The sequence below is a fragment of the Streptomyces sp. NPDC013455 genome, from assembly GCF_040632975.1.
Classification (GTDB): domain Bacteria; phylum Actinomycetota; class Actinomycetes; order Streptomycetales; family Streptomycetaceae; genus Streptomyces.
Map to the genome: position 1 here is coordinate 310,928 of NZ_JBEYCX010000001.1, position 18,397 is coordinate 329,324.

Annotated in this window: 18 protein-coding genes; 11 read left to right on the forward strand and 7 right to left on the reverse strand. The window is 71.5% G+C overall.

Annotated features, from left to right (window positions below):
* Positions 1 to 22: 22 nt before the first annotated feature.
* From ABZ576_RS01355 to ABZ576_RS01370, 4 genes are read right to left on the reverse strand one after another with little or no spacing between them, the layout of a single operon-like run.
* Entirely contained in the window at positions 23 to 1,264 is a 1,242-nt protein-coding gene (locus ABZ576_RS01355; protein ID WP_360734416.1) for a beta-ketoacyl synthase N-terminal-like domain-containing protein, read from the reverse strand.
* 7 nt (positions 1,265 to 1,271) lie between these two features.
* Complete coding sequence (locus ABZ576_RS01360; protein WP_360734419.1) at positions 1,272 to 2,531, reverse strand: beta-ketoacyl-[acyl-carrier-protein] synthase family protein; 1,260 nt, start codon at positions 2,529 to 2,531, stop codon at positions 1,272 to 1,274.
* The gene (locus ABZ576_RS01365; RefSeq protein ID WP_360734422.1) at positions 2,528 to 2,965 is read right to left on the reverse strand and encodes a cupin domain-containing protein; all 438 of its coding nucleotides are present in this window, start codon (positions 2,963 to 2,965) and stop codon (positions 2,528 to 2,530) included. Before ABZ576_RS01365 ends, ABZ576_RS01360 begins: the two co-directional genes overlap by 4 nt.
* A 34-nt stretch (positions 2,966 to 2,999) precedes the next feature.
* Complete coding sequence (locus tag ABZ576_RS01370; protein WP_360734425.1) at positions 3,000 to 4,085, reverse strand: SchA/CurD-like domain-containing protein; 1,086 nt, start codon at positions 4,083 to 4,085, stop codon at positions 3,000 to 3,002.
* Positions 4,086 to 4,285: 200 nt separating this feature from the next.
* On the opposite strand from ABZ576_RS01370, the gene ABZ576_RS01375 reads away from it, so the two are divergent.
* Positions 4,286 to 5,944 carry an FAD-dependent monooxygenase gene (locus ABZ576_RS01375; protein ID WP_360734427.1) on the forward strand — a complete coding sequence of 553 codons (1,659 nt, stop codon included), beginning with the start codon at positions 4,286 to 4,288 and terminating at the stop codon, positions 5,942 to 5,944.
* Positions 5,945 to 6,031: 87 nt separating this feature from the next.
* Here the strand turns inward: ABZ576_RS01375 and ABZ576_RS01380 are convergent, their stop codons facing one another.
* Entirely contained in the window at positions 6,032 to 6,499 is a 468-nt protein-coding gene (locus ABZ576_RS01380) for an RDD family protein (protein WP_360734430.1), read from the reverse strand.
* Positions 6,500 to 6,709: 210 nt separating this feature from the next.
* Between ABZ576_RS01380 and glnA the strand changes: the two genes are divergently transcribed.
* The 3 genes from glnA (at position 6,710) to ABZ576_RS01395 (ending at position 10,831) form a co-directional block, all read left to right on the forward strand.
* A complete protein-coding gene (gene glnA, locus ABZ576_RS01385) occupies positions 6,710 to 8,119 on the forward strand; it encodes a type I glutamate--ammonia ligase (protein ID WP_360734432.1) in 1,410 nt (469 codons plus the stop codon).
* 268 nt (positions 8,120 to 8,387) lie between these two features.
* Entirely contained in the window at positions 8,388 to 8,786 is a 399-nt protein-coding gene (locus ABZ576_RS01390; protein ID WP_360734435.1) for a hypothetical protein, read from the forward strand.
* Positions 8,738 to 10,831: an ATP-dependent RecD-like DNA helicase gene (locus ABZ576_RS01395; RefSeq protein ID WP_360734437.1), complete on the forward strand. Its 2,094-nt coding sequence runs from the start codon at positions 8,738 to 8,740 to the stop codon at positions 10,829 to 10,831. Before ABZ576_RS01390 ends, ABZ576_RS01395 begins: the two co-directional genes overlap by 49 nt.
* 109 nt (positions 10,832 to 10,940) lie before the next feature.
* On the opposite strand, the gene ABZ576_RS01400 is transcribed toward ABZ576_RS01395, so the two are convergent.
* Entirely contained in the window at positions 10,941 to 11,531 is a 591-nt protein-coding gene (locus tag ABZ576_RS01400) for an isochorismatase family protein (protein WP_360734440.1), read from the reverse strand.
* Positions 11,532 to 11,664: 133 nt separating this feature from the next.
* Between ABZ576_RS01400 and ABZ576_RS01405 the strand changes: the two genes are divergently transcribed.
* Both ABZ576_RS01405 and ABZ576_RS01410 read left to right on the forward strand, forming a co-directional pair.
* Positions 11,665 to 12,654, forward strand: coding sequence for a DJ-1/PfpI family protein (locus ABZ576_RS01405; RefSeq protein WP_360734442.1), 990 nt, complete (start codon positions 11,665 to 11,667; stop codon positions 12,652 to 12,654).
* A gap of 98 nt (positions 12,655 to 12,752) precedes the next feature.
* Complete coding sequence (locus ABZ576_RS01410; protein WP_360734444.1) at positions 12,753 to 13,007, forward strand: hypothetical protein; 255 nt, start codon at positions 12,753 to 12,755, stop codon at positions 13,005 to 13,007.
* 140 nt (positions 13,008 to 13,147) lie between these two features.
* Here the strand turns inward: ABZ576_RS01410 and ABZ576_RS01415 are convergent, their stop codons facing one another.
* Positions 13,148 to 13,462, reverse strand: coding sequence for a hypothetical protein (locus ABZ576_RS01415; protein ID WP_360734447.1), 315 nt, complete (start codon positions 13,460 to 13,462; stop codon positions 13,148 to 13,150).
* 165 nt (positions 13,463 to 13,627) lie between these two features.
* Here ABZ576_RS01415 and ABZ576_RS01420 point away from each other — a divergent pair, with 165 nt between their 5' ends.
* From ABZ576_RS01420 to ABZ576_RS01440, 5 genes are all read left to right on the forward strand, one after another.
* Positions 13,628 to 13,996, forward strand: a complete 369-nt coding sequence (locus tag ABZ576_RS01420; RefSeq protein WP_360734450.1) for an arsenate reductase family protein — start codon at positions 13,628 to 13,630, stop codon at positions 13,994 to 13,996.
* Positions 13,997 to 14,116: 120 nt separating this feature from the next.
* The gene (locus ABZ576_RS01425; protein ID WP_360734453.1) at positions 14,117 to 14,869 is read left to right on the forward strand and encodes a hypothetical protein; all 753 of its coding nucleotides are present in this window, start codon (positions 14,117 to 14,119) and stop codon (positions 14,867 to 14,869) included.
* Positions 14,870 to 15,107: 238 nt separating this feature from the next.
* Complete coding sequence (gene glnII, locus ABZ576_RS01430; RefSeq protein ID WP_360734456.1) at positions 15,108 to 16,139, forward strand: glutamine synthetase; 1,032 nt, start codon at positions 15,108 to 15,110, stop codon at positions 16,137 to 16,139.
* 485 nt (positions 16,140 to 16,624) lie between these two features.
* A complete protein-coding gene (locus tag ABZ576_RS01435) occupies positions 16,625 to 17,200 on the forward strand; it encodes a winged helix-turn-helix domain-containing protein (protein ID WP_360734459.1) in 576 nt (191 codons plus the stop codon).
* Between the two features lie 140 nt (positions 17,201 to 17,340).
* Positions 17,341 to 18,363, forward strand: a complete 1,023-nt coding sequence (locus ABZ576_RS01440) for an NAD-dependent epimerase/dehydratase family protein (RefSeq protein ID WP_360734461.1) — start codon at positions 17,341 to 17,343, stop codon at positions 18,361 to 18,363.
* The last annotated feature ends 34 nt before the right edge of the window (positions 18,364 to 18,397 follow it).

An 18,397-nucleotide genomic window follows, 5' to 3' on the forward strand; every position in this document is an offset into this window, starting at 1 on the left:
GGTGGTTTCCTCCTTTGCTTGCTCACGCGGTGCCGCGTCGCAGCACCAGCGCCGAGTTCGACCCCATGAGTCCGCGGCTGAGCACCAGCGCCGTGCGCAGCTCGGCGACCCGGGCGCGGCCGGTCACGAGGTCGAGGTCGTGGCAGACGTCGAAGACGTTCGGCGTCGGCGGGATCAGGCCGTGCTCCATCGCGAGCACGGCCGCCGCGGTGTCCAGGACGGGGGCCGCGCAGTAGCCGCGGCCGATTCCGGTCTTCGGTGCGGTGACCGGCACCCGGGTGCCGTGCTCGCCGAGGGCGTCGGCGAGGGCCAGCGCCTCGGCCCGGTCCGCCTCCGGCACCCCGAGGGCGTCGGCGAAGACGACGTCGATCTCCTCGGGCGCGCACTCGGCCTCGTGCAGGGCCCGCCGGACGGCCTGGGCGAGGCCGTCCCGGGAGTCCGCCCAGCGGGAGGCCCCGGTGAAGGTGGCCCCGTGGCCGGCCACGACGGCCCGGAGCTCGGCGCCGCGTTCCCGGGCGGAGTCCGCCGCCTCGACGACGAGCATCGCGCCGCCCTCGGCGGGCACGAAACCGCACGCCCCGTCGGTGAACGGGCGGTAGGCCCGGGACGGGTCCGTCTCGCGGCTCAGCTCCTCGTAACCGAGCTGGCAGACCATCGAGTACGGCGCGAGCGGCGCCTCGGTGGAGCCGGCCACGATCACGTCGGTGCCGCGCCGCACCGCGCGGGCCGCGTGGGCGAGGGCGTCGAGACCGCCGGCCTCGTCGGAGGCGACGACCGAGCAGGGCCCCTTGAAGCCGCGGCGGATGGACACCTGGCCGGTGCTCGCGGCGTAGAACCAGGCGATGGACTGGTACGGCCCGACGAACCGGCTGCCCTTGCCCCACAGTTGCTGGAGTTCGCGCTGGCCGAACTCGCCGCCGCCGGATCCGGCCGCGGTGACCACGCCGATGGAGTAGGGCGCGTCGGGGATGTCGGCCAGCGCGAGCCGGGCGTCGTCCAGCGCGAAGTCGGCCGCGGCCATGGCGTAGTGCGTGAACCGGTCGGTCTGGACGAGGAAGCGCTCCTCGATCGTCGCCGCCGGGTCGAAGGCGCGGACCTCGCCGGCCACCTTGAGCGGAAGGTGCTCACAGCCCTCGCGGGTGACCCGGTCGAGGACGCTGAGACCCTCCTGGGTCGCCTTCCAGAAGGTGTCGGTGCTGGTGCCGTTGGGCGCGACCACCCCGATACCGGTGATGGCCGCACGCCGGTCGTGCGGTTCGCTCATCGTGTCCTCACTCCCTGGGACGGGTCAGGATCACCGCGGACTGGAAGCCGCCGAACCCGCTGCCCACCGACAGCACGCTGGTCAGCTTCCGTTCGCGGGCGACGCGCGGGACGTAGTCCAGGTCGCACTCGGGGTCGGGGATCTCGTAGTTCGCGGTCGGCGGTACGACCTGCTTGGCGAGGGCCAGCACGCAGGCGACCAGCTCGATGGCGCCGATCGCCCCGAGGGAGTGCCCCACCATCGACTTGATGGAGCTCATCGGGGTGTCGTAGGCGTGGTGGCCGAGCGCCCGCTTCACGGCCGCCGTCTCGTGGCGGTCGTTCTGCCGGGTGCCGGAGCCGTGCGCGTTGACGTAGTCGATCGCCGTCGGGTCGAGCCGCGCCTGGCCGAGGGCTTGCTCGATGGCTCGTGCCATCTCCAGGCCCTCCTTGGTCAGACCGGTCATGTGATACGCGTTGCCGAAGGTGGCGTAGCCGCCGAACTCGCAGTACACGTGGGCACCGCGGGCCCGGGCGTGCTCCAGTTCCTCCAGGACGAGCACCGCGCCGCCCTCGCCCATGACGAAGCCGTCACGGTTGTTGTCGAAGGGCCGGGACGCGTGCTCGGGGTCGTCGTTGTTCGGGGAGGTGGCCTTGATCGCGTCGAAGCAGGCCATGGTGATCGGGGAGATCGGGGAGTCCGAGGCTCCCGCGATGCATATGTCGGCCCGGCCTTCCTGCACGGTGTGGAAGGCGTATCCGACGGCGTCCAGGCCGGAGGTGCACCCGGTGGACACGGTCTGGACGGGCCCCTGGGCGCCGAAACGTTCCGCCACCGCGGAGGCCACGGTGCTCGGCGAGAACGCCCGGTGCAGCTGCGGCTCCGCCTCGGTGTGGTCGACGTCCCAGCGCTGCCCGCGATGGCTGACCAGGACGTAGTCGTGCTCCAGGCGGGTGGTGCCGCCGACCGCGGTGCCCAACGAGACGCCGACCCGCCAGGGGTCCTCCCCGGCGAGGTCGAGGCCGGAGTCGCGGACCGCCTCCTCGCCGGCGACCAGGGCGAACTGTATGTACCGGTCCGCCCGCTCGACCTGCTCGGCGTCCAGTCCGTGCGCGGCGGGGTCGAAGTCGCACTCGGCGGCGATCCGGGACCGGAGCCCGGCCGGGTCGAAGAACGTGATGCCCCGCGTCGCGGTGCGTCCCTCGGCCAGCAGGTCCCAGAACGCCGGTGCGCCGATCCCGCCCGGAGCGACGATGCCTATGCCGGTGACCGCCACCCGCCGGGTCATGAGCGGACCTGTTCCCGGCCGGCCGGCTCGGCGGTGGCGGCGACGGCCTCCGTCTCCTCGGTGTCGACGTGGCCGAGGGCCGGCCGCGGGGCCAGCGGACCGAGGTGGAAGACGATCCGCGCCTCCACGTTGCCGACGTTGCGGAAGCGGTGCCGCATGTTCATGGGGATCATCAGCCCCTGCTCGGGCCGCAGCGGGTGCGGCTCGCCGTCCAGGTCCACCTCCAGCTGTCCGCAGACGACGTAGACGAACTCCTCGGAGTAGGGGTGGTAGTGCTCCCCGATGCGGTCGCCGGGCTGCACGATGGCCACGCCCATGAAACCGCTGGTGGAGCCCACCGTGGCCGGGGTGAGCATGGCGCGCAGGTCGCCGCCGCGCCGGGTGTTGGGCTCGACGTCGCTCAGGTCGATGATCTTCGGAAGGTGTTGGATCACGGCGTTCCTCCGTTGGTGTGCTGGGCGTGCCGGGTCAGGCGTCCGGCGAGCGGCGGTCGGTGACGAGGTCCATGCCGACGGGCTCGCCGTCCAGCAGGCCGCGCAGTGCGGCCCGGTGTCCGGCCTCCGGCAGGACGGCATCGGCGCGCAGGCCGGCGCGTACGTCGAGCAGCCGTACGACGACGTCGTCGCGCTGGAAGATCGTGCTGCGCAGGACCGGGCTGGCCGGGTCGTCGGCCGCCACCGTGTCCTGCTGGGCGAGCTGCTCGGCCAGCCGCATGCCGTCGCCCGGCCGGGCCGGGTAGTACAGCGCCTGCCGCTCGCCCTCGGTGAGTTCGTCGGCGGTGACGTGGTGCACGGCGGGCAGCGCCGCCCGGGTGAAGAACACCCGCGCGGACTCCTGGTCGTCCAGGTCCCGCTCCTGCTCCAGGTAGGGGTTGATGGCCTCCTCCACGGCGCGCACCTCGGGCTGCCGGGCGACGTGCCGCAGGGCCGCGAGCAGGTCGCCGCGCACCTCGATGGCCCGTACGACCCGGTTGCCGTGCATGAAGAGGGAGGTACGGCACAGCCGGGTGGAATCGTCGACCCGCGCCCGGGGCGAGGAGTAGTTCGCGAGGATCCGCTTGACCTCCGCCTCGCTGCCCGGCTTGACCGTGAAGGTCAGCGCGTGCCGGATCACCCCGTCGCCGATCCGCGGGGACGCCTGGAGCCGGCGCCGGGTCGCCGAGGGGGCCGCCGGCTCGCCGCCCGTCTCACGGACGATGTGGAAGCGCAGCGACCGGGTGTCCCGGACGCAGCTGTGCAGCGGTTCCACCATCCGCACGTGCTCCTCGCTGTTCACCCAGGTGAGGAACGGCGGGGCGCTCTCCCACTCACTGGTGATGAGCCATTGGGAGGGATTCTCGATCGACTGGCACAGCTGGTCGCTGACGTGGCCGGGCACCTGCGCCACCTGGTTGCACAGCTGCTCGTAGGCCTCCAGGAACTGCTGCTGGGCTCCGTCGTTGACGTCCACGAGCAGGACGACCCGGAGACGGGAGCCGTCGAACACGGACTGGGAGACCCTTTTCGACACCTGCCGCGTCGACGGGGCCGAGGGCTTTTCCGACAAGGTGGTCATGCTGCGCATCTCCTTCACGGGGGCAGAGGCGAACGCCGGCCGCCGATGACGCGACGTCAGCGCTTCTTGATCCTGTGCCGCTTCCCGCGGTGCGCGCGACTCGCGTGAACCACGTGGGTGATTGAGCACGCGAAAGCCCTCACACAGGGCACACAAACAGCAACGCGCAGCACAATCCGACGCATGTCTCTGGAGCCCCGATGCAGCAGAAAGCCGATCACCAGGTCCCCGTCCTCGTCGTGGGCGGCTCTCTGGTGGGCCTGTCCCTCTCCCTGTTCCTGGGCCGTCTCGGCGTACCGCACATGCTCGTCGAGCGGCATTCCGGTACCTCGATCCACCCGCGTGGCCGCGGCAACAACCTCCGGACGATGGAACTGTTCCGGGTGGCCGGCATCGAGCCGGACATCAAGGCGGCGGCCTCGCTCCTCGCGGACAACCACGGCATCCTGCAGACCCCGACGCTGGCCGGGGACGCCGGGGAATGGCTGTTCAAGCACATCGACCCGGGCGGCGGACTGGCGAGGTGGAGCCCGACGACGTGGTGCCTGTGCAGCCAGAACGACCTGGAGCCGGTGCTGCTGGAGGGGGCCCGCGCGCTCGGCGGCGACCTGCGCTACTTCCATGAGCTGGAGGGCTTCGAGCAGGACCCCGAAGGGGTGACGGCGTTCGTCCGGGACCGCGACAGCGACCGGCTCCACACGGTCCGCGCACGGTACCTGGTGGCGTGCGACGGCCCGCGCAGCCCCGTCCGGAACCGGCTCGGCATCGGGCAGAGCGGCCCCGGCGACCTCTTCGCCAACGTGAGCGTCACCTTCCGCTCCAAGCTGCTCGCCGAGACGGTCGGCGACCGGCGTTTCATCTGCTGCTACCTCACCAGCCCCGGGGCCGACGGTGCGCTGCTGCCCGTCGACAACAAGGAGCACTGGGTCTTCCACGCCCCCTGGCACCCGGAGCAGGGCGAGACGCTGGAGGAGTTCACCGAGGAGCGGCTCCAGCGGCACATCCGCCAGGCCGTCGGCGTCCCCGACCTCGACGTCGAGGTCACCGGCAAGGCGTCCTGGCGCGCCGCGGAACGCGTCGCCGAGCGGTACACCGCCGGCCGGGTCCTGCTCGCCGGCGACTCCGCCCACGAGATGTCCCCGACCGGCGCCTTCGGCTCCAACACGGGCATCCAGGACGCCCACAACCTGGCCTGGAAGCTCGCCGCCGTCCTCGACGGCTGGGCCGGACAGGAGCTGCTGGAGACCTACGACACCGAGCGCCGGCCCGTCGCCCTGGCCACCAGTGCCCGGGCCTCGGCCCGCTCCGTGGAGCACAGCCACCCCGGCTTCGCCCCCACTCCCGGCGTCGGCGGCGGCCCGCGCAGCGGCATCCTCCCCGTCGTCCTCGGCTACCGCTACCTGGAGGGCGCCGTCGTGGGCGCCGACCCCGCCCAGCCGGTCGTACCCGACGGGATGGACCTGACCGGGCAGCCGGGCAGCCGGGCCCCGCACCTGTGGCTGCGCCGCGCGGGCGAACGGCTCTCCACGGTCGACCTCTACGAGCGGTCCATGGTGCTGCTCAGCGACGCCGGATCGGCCGCGGGCACCGCCTGGCACGCGGCCGCCCGCCGCGTGGCCGGCGCGGACGGCGTCCGGCTGGAGGCGTACCGGATCGGGGCCGGGCCGGACGCCGAGCTGACCTGTGACGGGGAGGGGCCCGCGGGCGGCGGCGACTGGGCGGCGGTGCACGGCACGACGGCCGACGGCGCGGTCCTGGTGCGGCCGGACGGGTTCGTCGCCTGGCGCGCGTCCGGCGCCGCGGCGGACCCGGAGGCCGAGCTGCGGCAGGTGCTGACGGCGGTCCTGCGGCGGGGGTGAGAGCGGCGGGGGTGAGAGCGGCGCGCACACGGCGAAGGCCACCCGCACCGGGCGGTGCGGGTGGCCTTCGTGCCGTACGTCACCTCGTCAGAGGCGGACCTCGACCGTCTTCGCGAGCCGGTCGTGCAGGCCCCGGCCGTCGCGGTCCCAGACGAGCGCGGGGATCGCCAGGCACAGCAGGACCGTGCGCAGCAGGGCGCGCGGCGGGCTGACCGCGCCGGTCGCCAGGGCCACCACCCGGATGCCGAAGAGGCGCTTGCCGGGGGTGTAGCCGACCGTGCCGACGGTCAGGACGCTCAGGACGAAGAAGACGGCCAGCGCCCAGTTGCTGGTAGCGGGCGTGTTGCCCTGCGTGATCAGGCCGTATGCGATCAGGACGCACAGCGCCCAGTCCACGGCGAGTGCGCCGAGCCGCCGTCCGGGCCGTGCGATCGAGTGCGGGCCGTGTTCCGGGAGACCGAGCTGTTCGCCCCGGTATCCGAAGTCGGCGCCCGCCTCTTCCATGGCCGCGCGCGGCCCGGAGAGCCACGATCCGATTGCCTGCCTGTTGTCCACCCGTCCACGGTACTGCGCCCGGTTTCGGGCACTACGCGCAGGGGTGTGTCGGGGCTACGGTGGACACGTGGCCGGTTAACTTCGGCGAAACAAACGGGTCACGCCCGAGAAATCACCCGTCCCTAGGGTCGAGACCAGCGTGTGCCACCGCACTGGCCGCACGAACGATCTACCACCCCGGCGAGAACGGTCGGGAGTAGGAGGAGCTGGATGTTCCAGAACGCCGACGAAGCCAAGAAGTTCATCGCGGACGAGGACGTCAAGTTCGTCGACGTCCGCTTCTGCGACCTGCCGGGCGTCATGCAGCACTTCACGGTGCCCGTCGAGGCGTTCGACCCGGACGAGGAGCTCGCCTTCGACGGATCGTCGATCCGTGGTTTCCAGGCCATCCACGAGTCCGACATGGCTCTGCGTGCGGACCTGTCCACCGCCCGTGTGGACCCGTTCCGCCGGGACAAGACCCTCAACATCAACTTCTTCATCCACGACCCGATCACGGGCGAGCAGTACTCCCGTGACCCGCGCAACGTGGCGAAGAAGGCGGAGGCGTACCTGGCGTCGACGGGCATCGCCGACACCGCGTACTTCGGTCCCGAGGCCGAGTTCTACGTCTTCGACAGCGTCCGTTTCGCCACCTCGGCGAACGAGTCCTTCTACCACATCGACTCCGAGGCGGGCGCCTGGAACACCGGCGCCCTGGAGAACAACCGCGGGTACAAGGTCCGCTACAAGGGCGGCTACTTCCCGGTGGCGCCGGTCGACCACTTCGCCGACCTGCGCGCCGAGATCTCCCTGGAGCTGGAGAAGTCCGGCCTGAAGGTCGAGCGCCAGCACCACGAGGTGGGCACCGCCGGCCAGGCGGAGATCAACTACAAGTTCAACACGCTGCTCGCCGCCGCCGACGACCTCCAGCTCTTCAAGTACATCGTGAAGAACGTCGCCTGGCGCAACGGCAAGACCGCGACCTTCATGCCGAAGCCGATCTTCGGTGACAACGGCTCGGGCATGCACGTGCACCAGTCGCTGTGGAGCAACGGCGACCCGCTCTTCTACGACGAGGCCGGTTACGCGGGCCTGTCGGACACCGCCCGCTACTACATCGGCGGCATCCTCCGGCACGCCCCGTCGCTGCTGGCCTTCACCAACCCGACGGTGAACTCGTACCACCGTCTGGTGCCGGGCTTCGAGGCGCCGATCAACCTGGTGTACTCGCAGCGCAACCGCTCCGCCGCGATGCGTATCCCGATCACGGGTTCCAACCCGAAGGCCAAGCGTGTGGAGTTCCGCGCGCCCGACTCCTCCGGCAACCCGTACCTGGCCTTCTCGGCCCTGCTCCTCGCGGGCCTGGACGGCATCAAGAACAAGATCGAGCCGGCCGAGCCGATCGACAAGGACCTGTACGAGCTGGCTCCCGAGGAGCACGCGAACGTCGCCCAGGTCCCGACCTCGCTGAACGCCGTGCTCGACGCCCTGGAGGCCGACCACGAGTTCCTCCTCCAGGGCGACGTGTTCACGTCCGACCTGATCGAGACGTGGATCGACTTCAAGCGCACCAACGAGATCGCCCCGCTCCAGCTGCGCCCGCACCCGCACGAGTTCGAGCTGTACTTCGACGTGTGACAGCACCCCGGGCCGGAGCGGGCGACCGCTTCGGCCCGGGCCGTCTTCGGGCCGTCGGCCGTGTCCTTCCCCACCGGAAGGGCACGGCCGGCGGCCCGTTTCGTGCCCCGCGCCCCGATCGGCCGCCGGGAGCCGGGGCTGCTTTCCGCCCCCGCGGTCCGGGTGCGCTGGCAAGCTGATCACCGGGGGCACCCCGGCATCGAGGGTGACTGCGAGCACGATCCGACGGGGAAGTGGAGCGGGAGCGATGGCATCGGTGGAACAGCAAGTGACGAGCTCCGACAGGGTGATCCGCGAGAACATCGCCCACTCGGCCGGCGACCGGGGCTTCCTCTCGCAGAACGTGCTGGCCCAGCTCCGGAACCTCGTCGAGGGGCTCGTCGTCTGGGCGCACCGCGGGGACGGTGCGGCCGAGTTCCACTACCACCAGGTCGGACCGGCTCTGGACGCGGTCAGGGGGCTCGCCAGGTTCAGGCTGCTCGGCAGGTTCCACGGCCTGCTCCAGGCCAGCGTCTCGCACTACACGCTGGACCGCGATCCCTCCGAGCGGCTGATGCTGAAGTACCACGAGTACCTGACATCGACCTCACCGACAAGTACGCGGCCGTCCTGGAGCTGGTGGGCGACACGATCGACGTGCTGGGCCAGACGATGCCGATCACGCTGATCCGCTCGTGGGAGGTGTCGATCCGTCCGTGCGAGTTCAACAACTTCGCGCGTTTCTTCGAGGTCCCGCAGGAACAGGTCAGTTCCTCGCACTCCGAGTACCGCAAGCTGATGCAGCACCTCACGGCGACCCGGTCGAATCTCCTCGATCTCATGGACATGACCGACAAGGACTACGAGCGGGTCCGGTCCCGGGCGCTCGACGGTGCGCAGCGTGCTCCGCTGATCTTCCCCGTACTCGACCGTGCGCGGGAACTCGTCCGCGAGGACCGGCCGGGCGCCCGTCTGGTGCGGTACCTGATGCTGCGCATGAACAATCGCGTCATCAAGGACCAGTTCCACCGCGACGCCTGCGCCGGACTGTCCGGGCTGCGCGTCTCCTGGAGTTGCAAGCCCTTCGACACGATGCCGTTCTGCACGTCACCGCGCAGACACAACCCTTCCTTCACGGACCTCGCCGAGAGCCTGGACGCGGGGAGCCGGCCCCACGAGTTGCTGGCGAGACGGGTCAGGAGCAATGTCGAGCAGCACGGTGTGATCTACACACCGGCATCCGAACTGAAGGGTTTCGGCGACGTCGACGAGCTGATCGCGCGCCACAACCGGCTGCTCCCGGCCAAGGAACGACACGCGCGGCGGAGGCTGGCGCATGCGAACGGGCACGTGTTCATCGTCGGGTACGAGGACGACACGGTCGCGATCATCGAAAAGCTGCAGGCGATCGCCGTCGATGGCGTCCCCGGCCACAGCGGCGACGTGCGGGCATGGCTCCGCGCACACCCGCAGGCCATCGACGACCCCCTGAAGGCCGAGGCCCTGACGCAGCTCTTCGCGCACTCGAAAGTGGCCCTCGTGTACGGCGCGGCCGGCACGGGGAAGTCGACGATGGTCGATCACATCGCGCACTACTTCAAGGACGGCCGGAAGCTGTTCCTGGCGCACACCAACCCGGCCGTCGACAACCTGAAGCGACGGGTGAAGGCTCCGAACTCCGAGTTCAGCACCGTCAGCAAGCACGTGCGCGGCGGCACGTCGTTCGGCGTGACGTACGACGTGCTGGTGATCGACGAGTGCAGCACGGTGAGCAACGCGAGCCTGCTCGACGTCCTCGAGACCACCTCGTTCGAGCTGCTCGTCCTCGTCGGCGACGTCTACCAGATCGAGTCGATCGAGTTCGGCAACTGGTTCGGCACCATACGCTCGTACATCCCGAGCGCGTCCGTGTTCGAACTGACCCAGCCCTTCAGGACCACCGACCAGGCCCTGCTCACCCTGTGGGACCGGGTGCGGAAACTGGACGACCGGATCGAGGAATCGCTGGCCAAGAACGGCTACTCGACCGTGCTCGGAGAGTCGCTCTTCCAGCGGCACAGTGGCGACGAGATCGTGCTCTGCCTGAACTACGACGGCCTCTACGGCATCAACAACGTCAACCGGTTCCTGCAGGCGAGCAACCCGAATCCGGCCGTGACCTGGCGCGAGGCCACGTACAAGGTCGGCGATCCCGTGCTCTTCAACGAGTCCGGCCGGTTCCGTCCGGTCGTCTTCAACAACCTGAAGGGCAGGATCGTCGGGATCGACCGCGCGCCCGGCCGCATCACGTTCGACGTGGATCTCGAACGGGACGTCACGGAAGCCGACGTGGCCTTCACCGACCTCGACCTGGTGGAGGGTTCGACCGTCCGGTTCGACGTCTTCGAGCGCGGCAACAGCGATGACGACGACGACACGGTCAACACCCTGGTGCCGTTCCAGATCGCGTACGCCGTGTCCATCCACAAGGCGCAGGGTCTTGAGTACACGTCGGTGAAGGTGGTCATCACGGACGCCAACGAGGAGAGCATCTCCCACAGCGTCCTCTACACCGCGATCACCCGCGCCCGTGAGCGTCTCGAAGTCTTCTGGACTCCGGAGACGCAGCAACGCGTCCTGAGCCGTCTCGCCGTGCGCGAGAACGGCAGGGACGACCACCTGCTGAAGGTCCGCCGGGGCGTGACCCCGGTCGCCAGGCGACCGAGGATCCAGACGGCCCGCCGGCAGCCGTAGCCGCGGGTGCCGGCGCCCACGCGGGGCTCCCGGGCGTGGCCGGGGCCCCGTCGCTCCCCCCGTGGAGCGGCGGGGCCCCGGCGTTCCCCCTCGTTCCCCCCTCGCCGCCTCAGCTCAGCGCTGACGCGGACGGCACGACGACCCCGTAGAGGTCGGAGACGGTGGCGAGCGCGCCGTGGTGGATCTGCTCCGCGGGCACCTCGGCGACGGCCGTCCGCAGGGGCCGGGTCGCGGAGGCGTCGGCCACCACCGTGGGCCGGTTGCCGCGCAGGAACGCGCCCTGGGCGGTGGCCAGGACGCACATGTGGGTCATGAAGCCGGCGATCACCACGTCCTTGCCGCCGGCGGCGTCGACGTGCTCGGCCAGGTCGGTGTCGAGGAACGCGTTGGGGGTGTGCTTCACGACGACGGGTTCGCCGTCGGCGGGGGCCACGCGGGGGTGGATGGCGCCGATCTCGGCGCGGATGTCGTACGGGCTGCCCGCACCGCCGTCGTTGACGACGTGGACGACGCGCGCCCCCGCGGCCCGCGCCCTGGCCAGCAGGTCGGCCGCGGCGTCCAGCGCGGCGTCCCAGCCGGTCAGCTCCATGACACCCCGCGTGTAGGTGTTCTGGTAGTCGACCATGATCAGCGTCGAGCCGGCGAGCGAGGCCGGGGTCTGGTCGAAACCGTTCAGTTCGCGCAGGGTCGTGGTCGGCATGACGGCCTTTCTCCAGGGAGCAGTGGGTGTGCCGACCACGCTAGGAGCCGCTCGGGACGGCAGCAATGTCATGTAGCTTGCAGATCCGGACATGCACGGGAGGGCCCGGGCGCGCGAGCCGAGGGGGGAACACGTGAGCCGTGTCCGACGGCTGGTCGTCGTCATGCTGTTCGACGGCGTCGATCTGCTGGACGTCACCGGGCCGCCGGAGGTGTTCGCCCTGCTCGGGCGGGAGACCGACGGCGAGACCGGCTACGAGGTGGCGCTGGCCGCCGCGACCCTGGACCCCGTCACCACCTCCGCCGGGGTCCGGCTGCTGCCCGACCTCACCTTCGCGGAGGTGTCCCGGCGGGCCGTCGACACGCTGCTGGTGCCCGGCTCGGTCGACTCGGACGAGCAGGGCCGGGTGCGGGCCGTGACCGATCCGGACCTCGTGGACTGGGTGAAGACGCTCGCCGGCCGGGCCCGGCGCATCGCGTCCGTCTGCGTCGGCGCCCACCTGCTCGCCGCCGCCGGCCTGCTGGACGGCAAGCGCGCCACCACCCACTGGTCGACCGCGCGGCAACTCGCCGCCGAGCATCCTGCGGTGAAGGTCGACGCCGACCCGGTCTACATCCGGGACGGCCGGGTGTGGACCGGCGCGGGCGTCACCGCCTGCCTGGACCTGTCCCTCGCGCTGGTCGCCGAGGACTTCGGGGAGGCCGTCGCCCTGCGGGTCGCCCGCCAGCTCGTGATGTACCTGAAGCGGCCGGGCGGGCAGAGCCAGTTCAGCGTGCCCCTGGAGCCCGTCTCGCCGACCCGGCGCATGGCCGAGCTGCGCCACTTCGTCACCGAGCACCTCGCCGGGCCGCTGACCATCGCCGACCTCGCCCGGCACGCCCACGTCAGCGAGCGCCAGCTGACCCGGATCTTCAAGACGGAACTGGGCACCACCCCGGCCGCCTACATCGAGGCGGCCCGTGTGGAGGCGGCGCGGAACCGGCTGGAGACCACGGACGACACGCTCGACCGCATCGCATCCGGCTGCGGCTTCGGCACCACCGACACCCTCATACGGGCGTTCCGCCGCACTCTCGACACAACGCCCACGGAGTACCGCACGCGTTTCCGCCACTCCGGCTAGCCGTGCGGAACAGCGTGCAACCTTTCCGGCTTCCCAGACTTCCTATTGTCGGGGGATCATCCCTCCGGACTCTGTCGGACGAGAGAGGTTGAACGGGGATGCCGGAAAAGGACGACTGGGAGCGCGAGTTCGACCACACGTGGGCGAACTCCGCCGAGCACAAGGAGCCCTCCGCGCGGGCCCGGATGCTCGCCGCCCGCTGGAAGGACAACCCGCCCGAGCCGCTGCCCTTCCGCGCCGACCCGGACCCGGTGCCGCGCCGGTCGTCGTGGGTGTCGACGGCCGTGGTGCTCGGCTGCGTGGCCGTGGTGATCGTGCTGCTGGGCTACGCGCAGATGCGTTCCCCCTACTAGTCCCCCGCCGGTCCCCCATCGGCTCGACGGCCGGCCACCGCCGGCCGTCGCCGCGCCGGGCGGTTCGTATACGCGGCCCGGGCAGGTGGCGGCCTGGGGTGCCGGGTGCCCCGCGGCGGTGCGGGCCACCCGGCGGCGGCTCAGCGCGAGTAGCGCATCAGCGCGCGGACCATGTGGCACGTGGTGTCGGACGGCGGACGCATGCCGATGCGCTCCGCGGCGCCGCGGATGGTCTCGTTCTGCGCCTGGCCCGGCAGGTAGACCCCGGAGTCGAGCAGGGCTATGGCGAGGCGCATGGCCTTCAGGCGCCGGTTGTGCGTGACGTACCACTCCCGCGGCCGTCCGGCCGGCAGCGGCCGCTTCACCACGGGCTCGTAGGGCGAGTCGAAGAGTACGGAACGGTGGGCGGTGGACTGGGTCGGAAACGGCTTCGGCTTCACGGCGGCAGCGGGCACGGGCATCCTCCTGTCGCGGTCAGGACGCAGCACCGGGGATCCGGCGCCCGTCCTCGAACACTGCTTCTATTCTACGGCCCACCACTGACAAAAGCCCCTGGCCACAAGGGCTTTCGGGGTGCCGGTGACAGACGTGCCGGGTGGGTCTGGCGTACCGTGTGCGGCATGGAGATCTGGATCAATCCGGCCTGTTCGAAGTGCCGCAGCGCGCTCGGTCTGCTCGACGCGGAGGGGGCCGATTACACCGTCCGGCAGTATCTGGAGGACGTGCCGGGCGAGGACGAGATCAGGGCCGTACTGGACCGGCTGGGCCTCGAACCGTGGGACATCACCCGCACCCAGGAGGCGGCCGCGAAGGAGCTGGGCCTCAAGGAGTGGCCGCGGGACGAGACCGCGCGCGACCGCTGGATCACCGCACTGGCCGAGCACCCCAAGCTGATCCAGCGCCCGATCATCACCGCCGACGACGGAACGGCCCTGGTCGCCCGCACCGAGGAGGCCGTACAGGAGGCCCTCGCCCGCAGCAGGAGCTGAGAAGAGCTCAACTCCCTTGTGACACAGGTAACTACGGATGGTTCCGGTGACCACTGAGTAACCTCGTTCGGCATCTCGTACATAGCGGCGTACGCTCCCCTACCTCTTCAGGAGGCGCGCATGTCGCGTAGGCGAACACTCGGCACGAAGAAGAAGCTCGCGCTGCTCGTCAGCGCCGCGGCGGTGGCGGGCGGCGGAGCCTTCGCGCTCGCCACCACCTCGAACGCCGCGCAGCCCGCGAAGGACGCCAAGACGCTGTCCGCGGACTCGACCACCTGCCAGGGACTCGCCACCGCCCTCGGCAACAACGAGAGGTTCATCGCGGACCAGCAGGCGAAACCGGACGCCCAGTCGGCGGCCCGGATCGCCAACCGCAAGGCGGTCATCGAGCAGATCAAGGTCCAGCAGAAGGCGGCCGGCTGCACCGTTGGGGAGTCGGCTCAGGGCTCCCAGTCGGGGCAGGGCGCCGCCGGCGAGCAGGGCGCCGCCGGCGAGCAGGGCAACGCGGGCCAGCAGGGCGCAGGCGGTCAGGGCGCCGCCGGCGGGAAGGGCGGCGAGCAGGCCGGGGGCGCCAAGACCGGGCAGGGCCAGGCCGCCGGCGACGGCGGCGGCGCCGCGGCCTCCGGGGAGCAGGTCTGCAAGGGCTCGACCGTGACGCTCTCCGGCGAGGGCGGCGCCCCGGCCGCGTCCAGCAACCAGTTCCCGGCCGGCACCACCCTGAAGGTCACCAACCTGGACAACGACAAGTCCACGACGGTGAAGGTCACCTCGGTCTCCGGCAGCTGCGTCCTGCTCAACAACGCCGCCTTCGAGCAGGTCCGGGAGCCCGGCAAGTTCCTCATCCGCCGGGCGGTGATCGAGAAGGTCGGATGAGGCGGGGCCGGCGACCGTTACGGGGGTGGCGGTCGCCGGCCGTCCCATACCCCACCACCCTTCACCTCACCATGTGTGACGCGCCACAGAAGCACCAGGTAACACGGGGTTCACATACGAGCAATGACCGGGAAACGGCCTGTTGACAGGCTGCCCGGCAGATCGAGCGGCGCCCCCGTGCCGCAGCGCCGCAGCACCCGCGAGTGCGCCCGACCCACCCCCGAAGGATGTGGCCCCCGTGACCTTCAAGGCTGAGTACATCTGGATCGACGGCACCGAGCCGACGGCCAAGCTCCGTTCCAAGACGAAGATCATCACGGGTGCACCGGCCGGTCTCGACGCACTGCCGATCTGGGGCTTCGACGGCTCCTCCACCAACCAGGCCGAGGGGCACTCCTCGGACCGTGTGCTCAAGCCGGTCTTCACCTGCCCGGACCCGATCCGCGGCGGCGACGACATCCTGGTGCTGTGCGAGGTCCTCGACATCGACATGACCCCGCACCGGTCCAACACGCGGGCCGCGCTGGCCGAGGTCGCCGAGCGGTTCGCCGCGCAGGAGCCGATCTTCGGCATCGAGCAGGAGTACACCTTCTTCGACGGCTCCCGCCCGCTGGGCTTCCCGGAGAACGGCTTCCCGGCCCCGCAGGGCGGCTACTACTGCGGTGTCGGCGCCGACGAGATCTTCGGCCGTGACGTCGTCGAGGCCCACCTGGACCACTGCCTCAAGGCCGGTCTCGGCATCTCCGGCATCAACGCCGAGGTCATGCCGGGCCAGTGGGAGTTCCAGGTCGGCCCGCTGTCCCCGCTGGAGGTCTCCGACCAGCTCTGGGTGGCGCGCTGGCTGCTGTACCGCACCGCCGAGGACTTCGGCGTCTCCGCGACCCTGGACCCCAAGCCGGTCAAGGGCGACTGGAACGGCGCGGGCGCGCACACCAACTTCTCCACCAAGGCGATGCGCGAGGGCTACGACGCCATCATCACCGCGTGCGAGTCGCTCGGTGAGGGCTCCAAGCCGCTGGACCACGTCAAGAACTACGGCGCCGGCATCGACGACCGCCTGACCGGTCTGCACGAGACGGCCCCGTGGGACAAGTTCTCCTACGGCGTCTCCGACCGCGGCGCCTCGGTGCGCATCCCGTGGCAGGTCGAGAAGGACGGTAAGGGCTACATCGAGGACCGCCGCCCGAACGCCAACGTCGACCCGTACGTGGTGACCCGCCTGCTGGTGGACACCTGCTGCTCCGCGCTGGAGAAGGCCGGCCAGGTCTGAGCCGCCCGACGTCCCGAAGGGGCGCCCGCCGACACGGCGGGCGCCCCTTCGGGCATGTCCGGGCCGCGGGCGCACTGTCCGAGGAGTGAGACGCCGTTCCGGCCACGAAAACGCGCGCGCAAGGCGCTGACCAGGGCCTTACACCGCGTAACGGCACGGTTGCCACGGCACTTTCACGCCACCGAAGCGTCCAAGCAGTGAGAGGAGACTCCTGCCCGCCGCGCGCCTCTGCTTCAATGGGCCCATGGCCGGTATCCAGCACATCCCCGCGACGGGTCGTCACGACCTGGAGCCGTTCTGGCCTTCTCGTCAGCACCACGACTTCGACCGTGTGTGTTGCCGCGCGACGCACGCGCGGGCCCTCTGAAAGCCGTACCCCCGGCTTCGGCCAGCGCGAAACGACGTACGTCCTCCGGCGCGCCCGACCACGAATCGCGGCCGCCGCATCGTCCGACGAACCTCTCGCGCGAAAGAGCTGACCTCTCATGGCGACCACCCGTTCCCTCTCCACCGCCACCCTGACCACCCCCGTCGCGAACGGCCCCCGGCACCGGCTGCGCGCCGTCGACCGGGACGAAGTGGCCGACGTGACGGACTTCCTGCCGCCCGGCGCCACCTGGCTGCCCGCACCGCAGCACACCCTGCCCACCCTGCCGGGCCAGCCGCCGATGGTCGGTTACCTGGTGCTGGTCCCGGCCGACCGGCGGCCCCCGTTCCTGCCGGTCGCGGTGCCGGACCGGCCGGAGGACGCGGCGGAGCCCGGCACCGGGCCGCTGGTGCGCATCGACACCGTGCGGCGCACCGCCGACGTCGACGGCCGCGAACTCGACCTGACGTACCTGGAGTTCGAGCTGCTCGCCCACCTGGTGGCGCACCCGCACCGGGTGCACACCCGCGACCAGCTGGTCACCACGGTGTGGGGGTACGGCCATGTCGGCGACGGCCGCACCGTCGACGTGCACATCGCCCGGCTGCGCCGCAAGCTGGGCGCCCAGCACCGCCAGACGATCCAGACGGTGCGCCGGGTCGGCTACAAGTACGCCCCGCCGGCCGGCCGTTAGGGGCCGTCTCGTCCGGCGAGGCGAGGCGCGGCACGGTGCCGGGCGCCGGGAGCCCGGCGAGACCGGCGAGACACCCCCGGGCCTTCTGCCCTCGGCAGAGGTCCGGGTCGGCGGCGGTCCGGGCCGGGCAGGATGCCGGCATGAGACTTCTCGTGCTGGGCGGAACGGAGTTCGTGGGGCGGGCCGTCGTGCGGGCCGCGCTCGGCCGCGGCTGGGAGGTGACCGTCTTCCACCGCGGACGGCACCGGCCCCCCGCCGGGGTGCGGTCGCTGCACGGCGACCGCACCGCACCCGACGGCCTCGCCGCGCTCTCCTCGGCCGGCGGCGGCTGGGACGCCGTGGTGGACACCTGGTCGGCCGCCCCGCGTGCGGTGCACGAGGCGGCCCGGTCGCTGCGCGGCCGGGCCGGGCGGTACGCGTACGTCTCCAGCCGGTCGGTGTACGCCTGGCCCTGGCCGCGCGGGAGCTCGCACGGCGCGCCGCTGGTCGACGGCGCCGCCGACGCGGAGGCGACGGAGTACGCGGCCGACAAGCGCGGCGGTGAACTGGCCGCCGCCGGGGCCTTCGGGGACGACGGCTCGCTGCTGGTCCGGGCCGGGCTGATCCTCGGGCCCCACGAGAACGTCGGCCGGCTGCCCTGGTGGCTGACCCGGATCGCCCGCGGCGGCCCGGTGCTGGCCCCGGGGCCGCGCGGACTGCCGCTCCAGTACATCGACGCGCGCGATCTCGCCGACTGGCTCCTCGGCGCGCTGGAGCGGGAGTTGAGCGGTCCCTACGACCTGGTGAGCCCGCCCGGCCACACCACCATGGGCGAGCTGCTGGACGCGTGCCTGCGGGTCACCGGCGCGGACGCGGAGCTGCGCTGGACCGACCCGCGGGTCATCCTGGACGCGGGCGTGCAGCCGTGGACCGAACTGCCGGTGTGGGTGCCGCCGGGCGGCGAGATGTACGACGCGGCGCACGGCGCGGACGTGTCGCGGGCGCTGGCGACCGGGCTGGTGTGCCGGCCGGTGGAGGAGACCGTCGCGGACACCTGGCGGTGGCTGAGGGAGATCGGCGGCAGCGCGCCCCGGCGGCCTGACCGCGCCCGCCTGGGCCTGGACCCCGCGGTGGAGGCGGAGGTGCTGGCCCGCGCCGGGGGTGTACCCGGCACCACCCCCTGACGTGGGCCTGCGCCCAGTGACCGGCGACGGGCGG

Coding starts and splice junctions, on each gene's coding strand:
- ABZ576_RS01355 (WP_360734416.1), bottom strand. CDS start 1,264: ATGAGCGAACCGCACGACCGGCGTGCGGCCATCACCGGTATCGGGGTG.
- ABZ576_RS01360 (WP_360734419.1), bottom strand. CDS start 2,531: ATGACCCGGCGGGTGGCGGTCACCGGCATAGGCATCGTCGCTCCGGGC.
- ABZ576_RS01370 (WP_360734425.1), bottom strand. CDS start 4,085: ATGACCACCTTGTCGGAAAAGCCCTCGGCCCCGTCGACGCGGCAGGTG.
- ABZ576_RS01375 (WP_360734427.1), top strand. CDS start 4,286: ATGCAGCAGAAAGCCGATCACCAGGTCCCCGTCCTCGTCGTGGGCGGC.
- glnA (WP_360734432.1), top strand. CDS start 6,710: ATGTTCCAGAACGCCGACGAAGCCAAGAAGTTCATCGCGGACGAGGAC.
- ABZ576_RS01400 (WP_360734440.1), bottom strand. CDS start 11,531: ATGCCGACCACGACCCTGCGCGAACTGAACGGTTTCGACCAGACCCCG.
- ABZ576_RS01410 (WP_360734444.1), top strand. CDS start 12,753: ATGCCGGAAAAGGACGACTGGGAGCGCGAGTTCGACCACACGTGGGCG.
- ABZ576_RS01420 (WP_360734450.1), top strand. CDS start 13,628: ATGGAGATCTGGATCAATCCGGCCTGTTCGAAGTGCCGCAGCGCGCTC.
- ABZ576_RS01425 (WP_360734453.1), top strand. CDS start 14,117: ATGTCGCGTAGGCGAACACTCGGCACGAAGAAGAAGCTCGCGCTGCTC.
- ABZ576_RS01435 (WP_360734459.1), top strand. CDS start 16,625: ATGGCGACCACCCGTTCCCTCTCCACCGCCACCCTGACCACCCCCGTC.
- ABZ576_RS01440 (WP_360734461.1), top strand. CDS start 17,341: ATGAGACTTCTCGTGCTGGGCGGAACGGAGTTCGTGGGGCGGGCCGTC.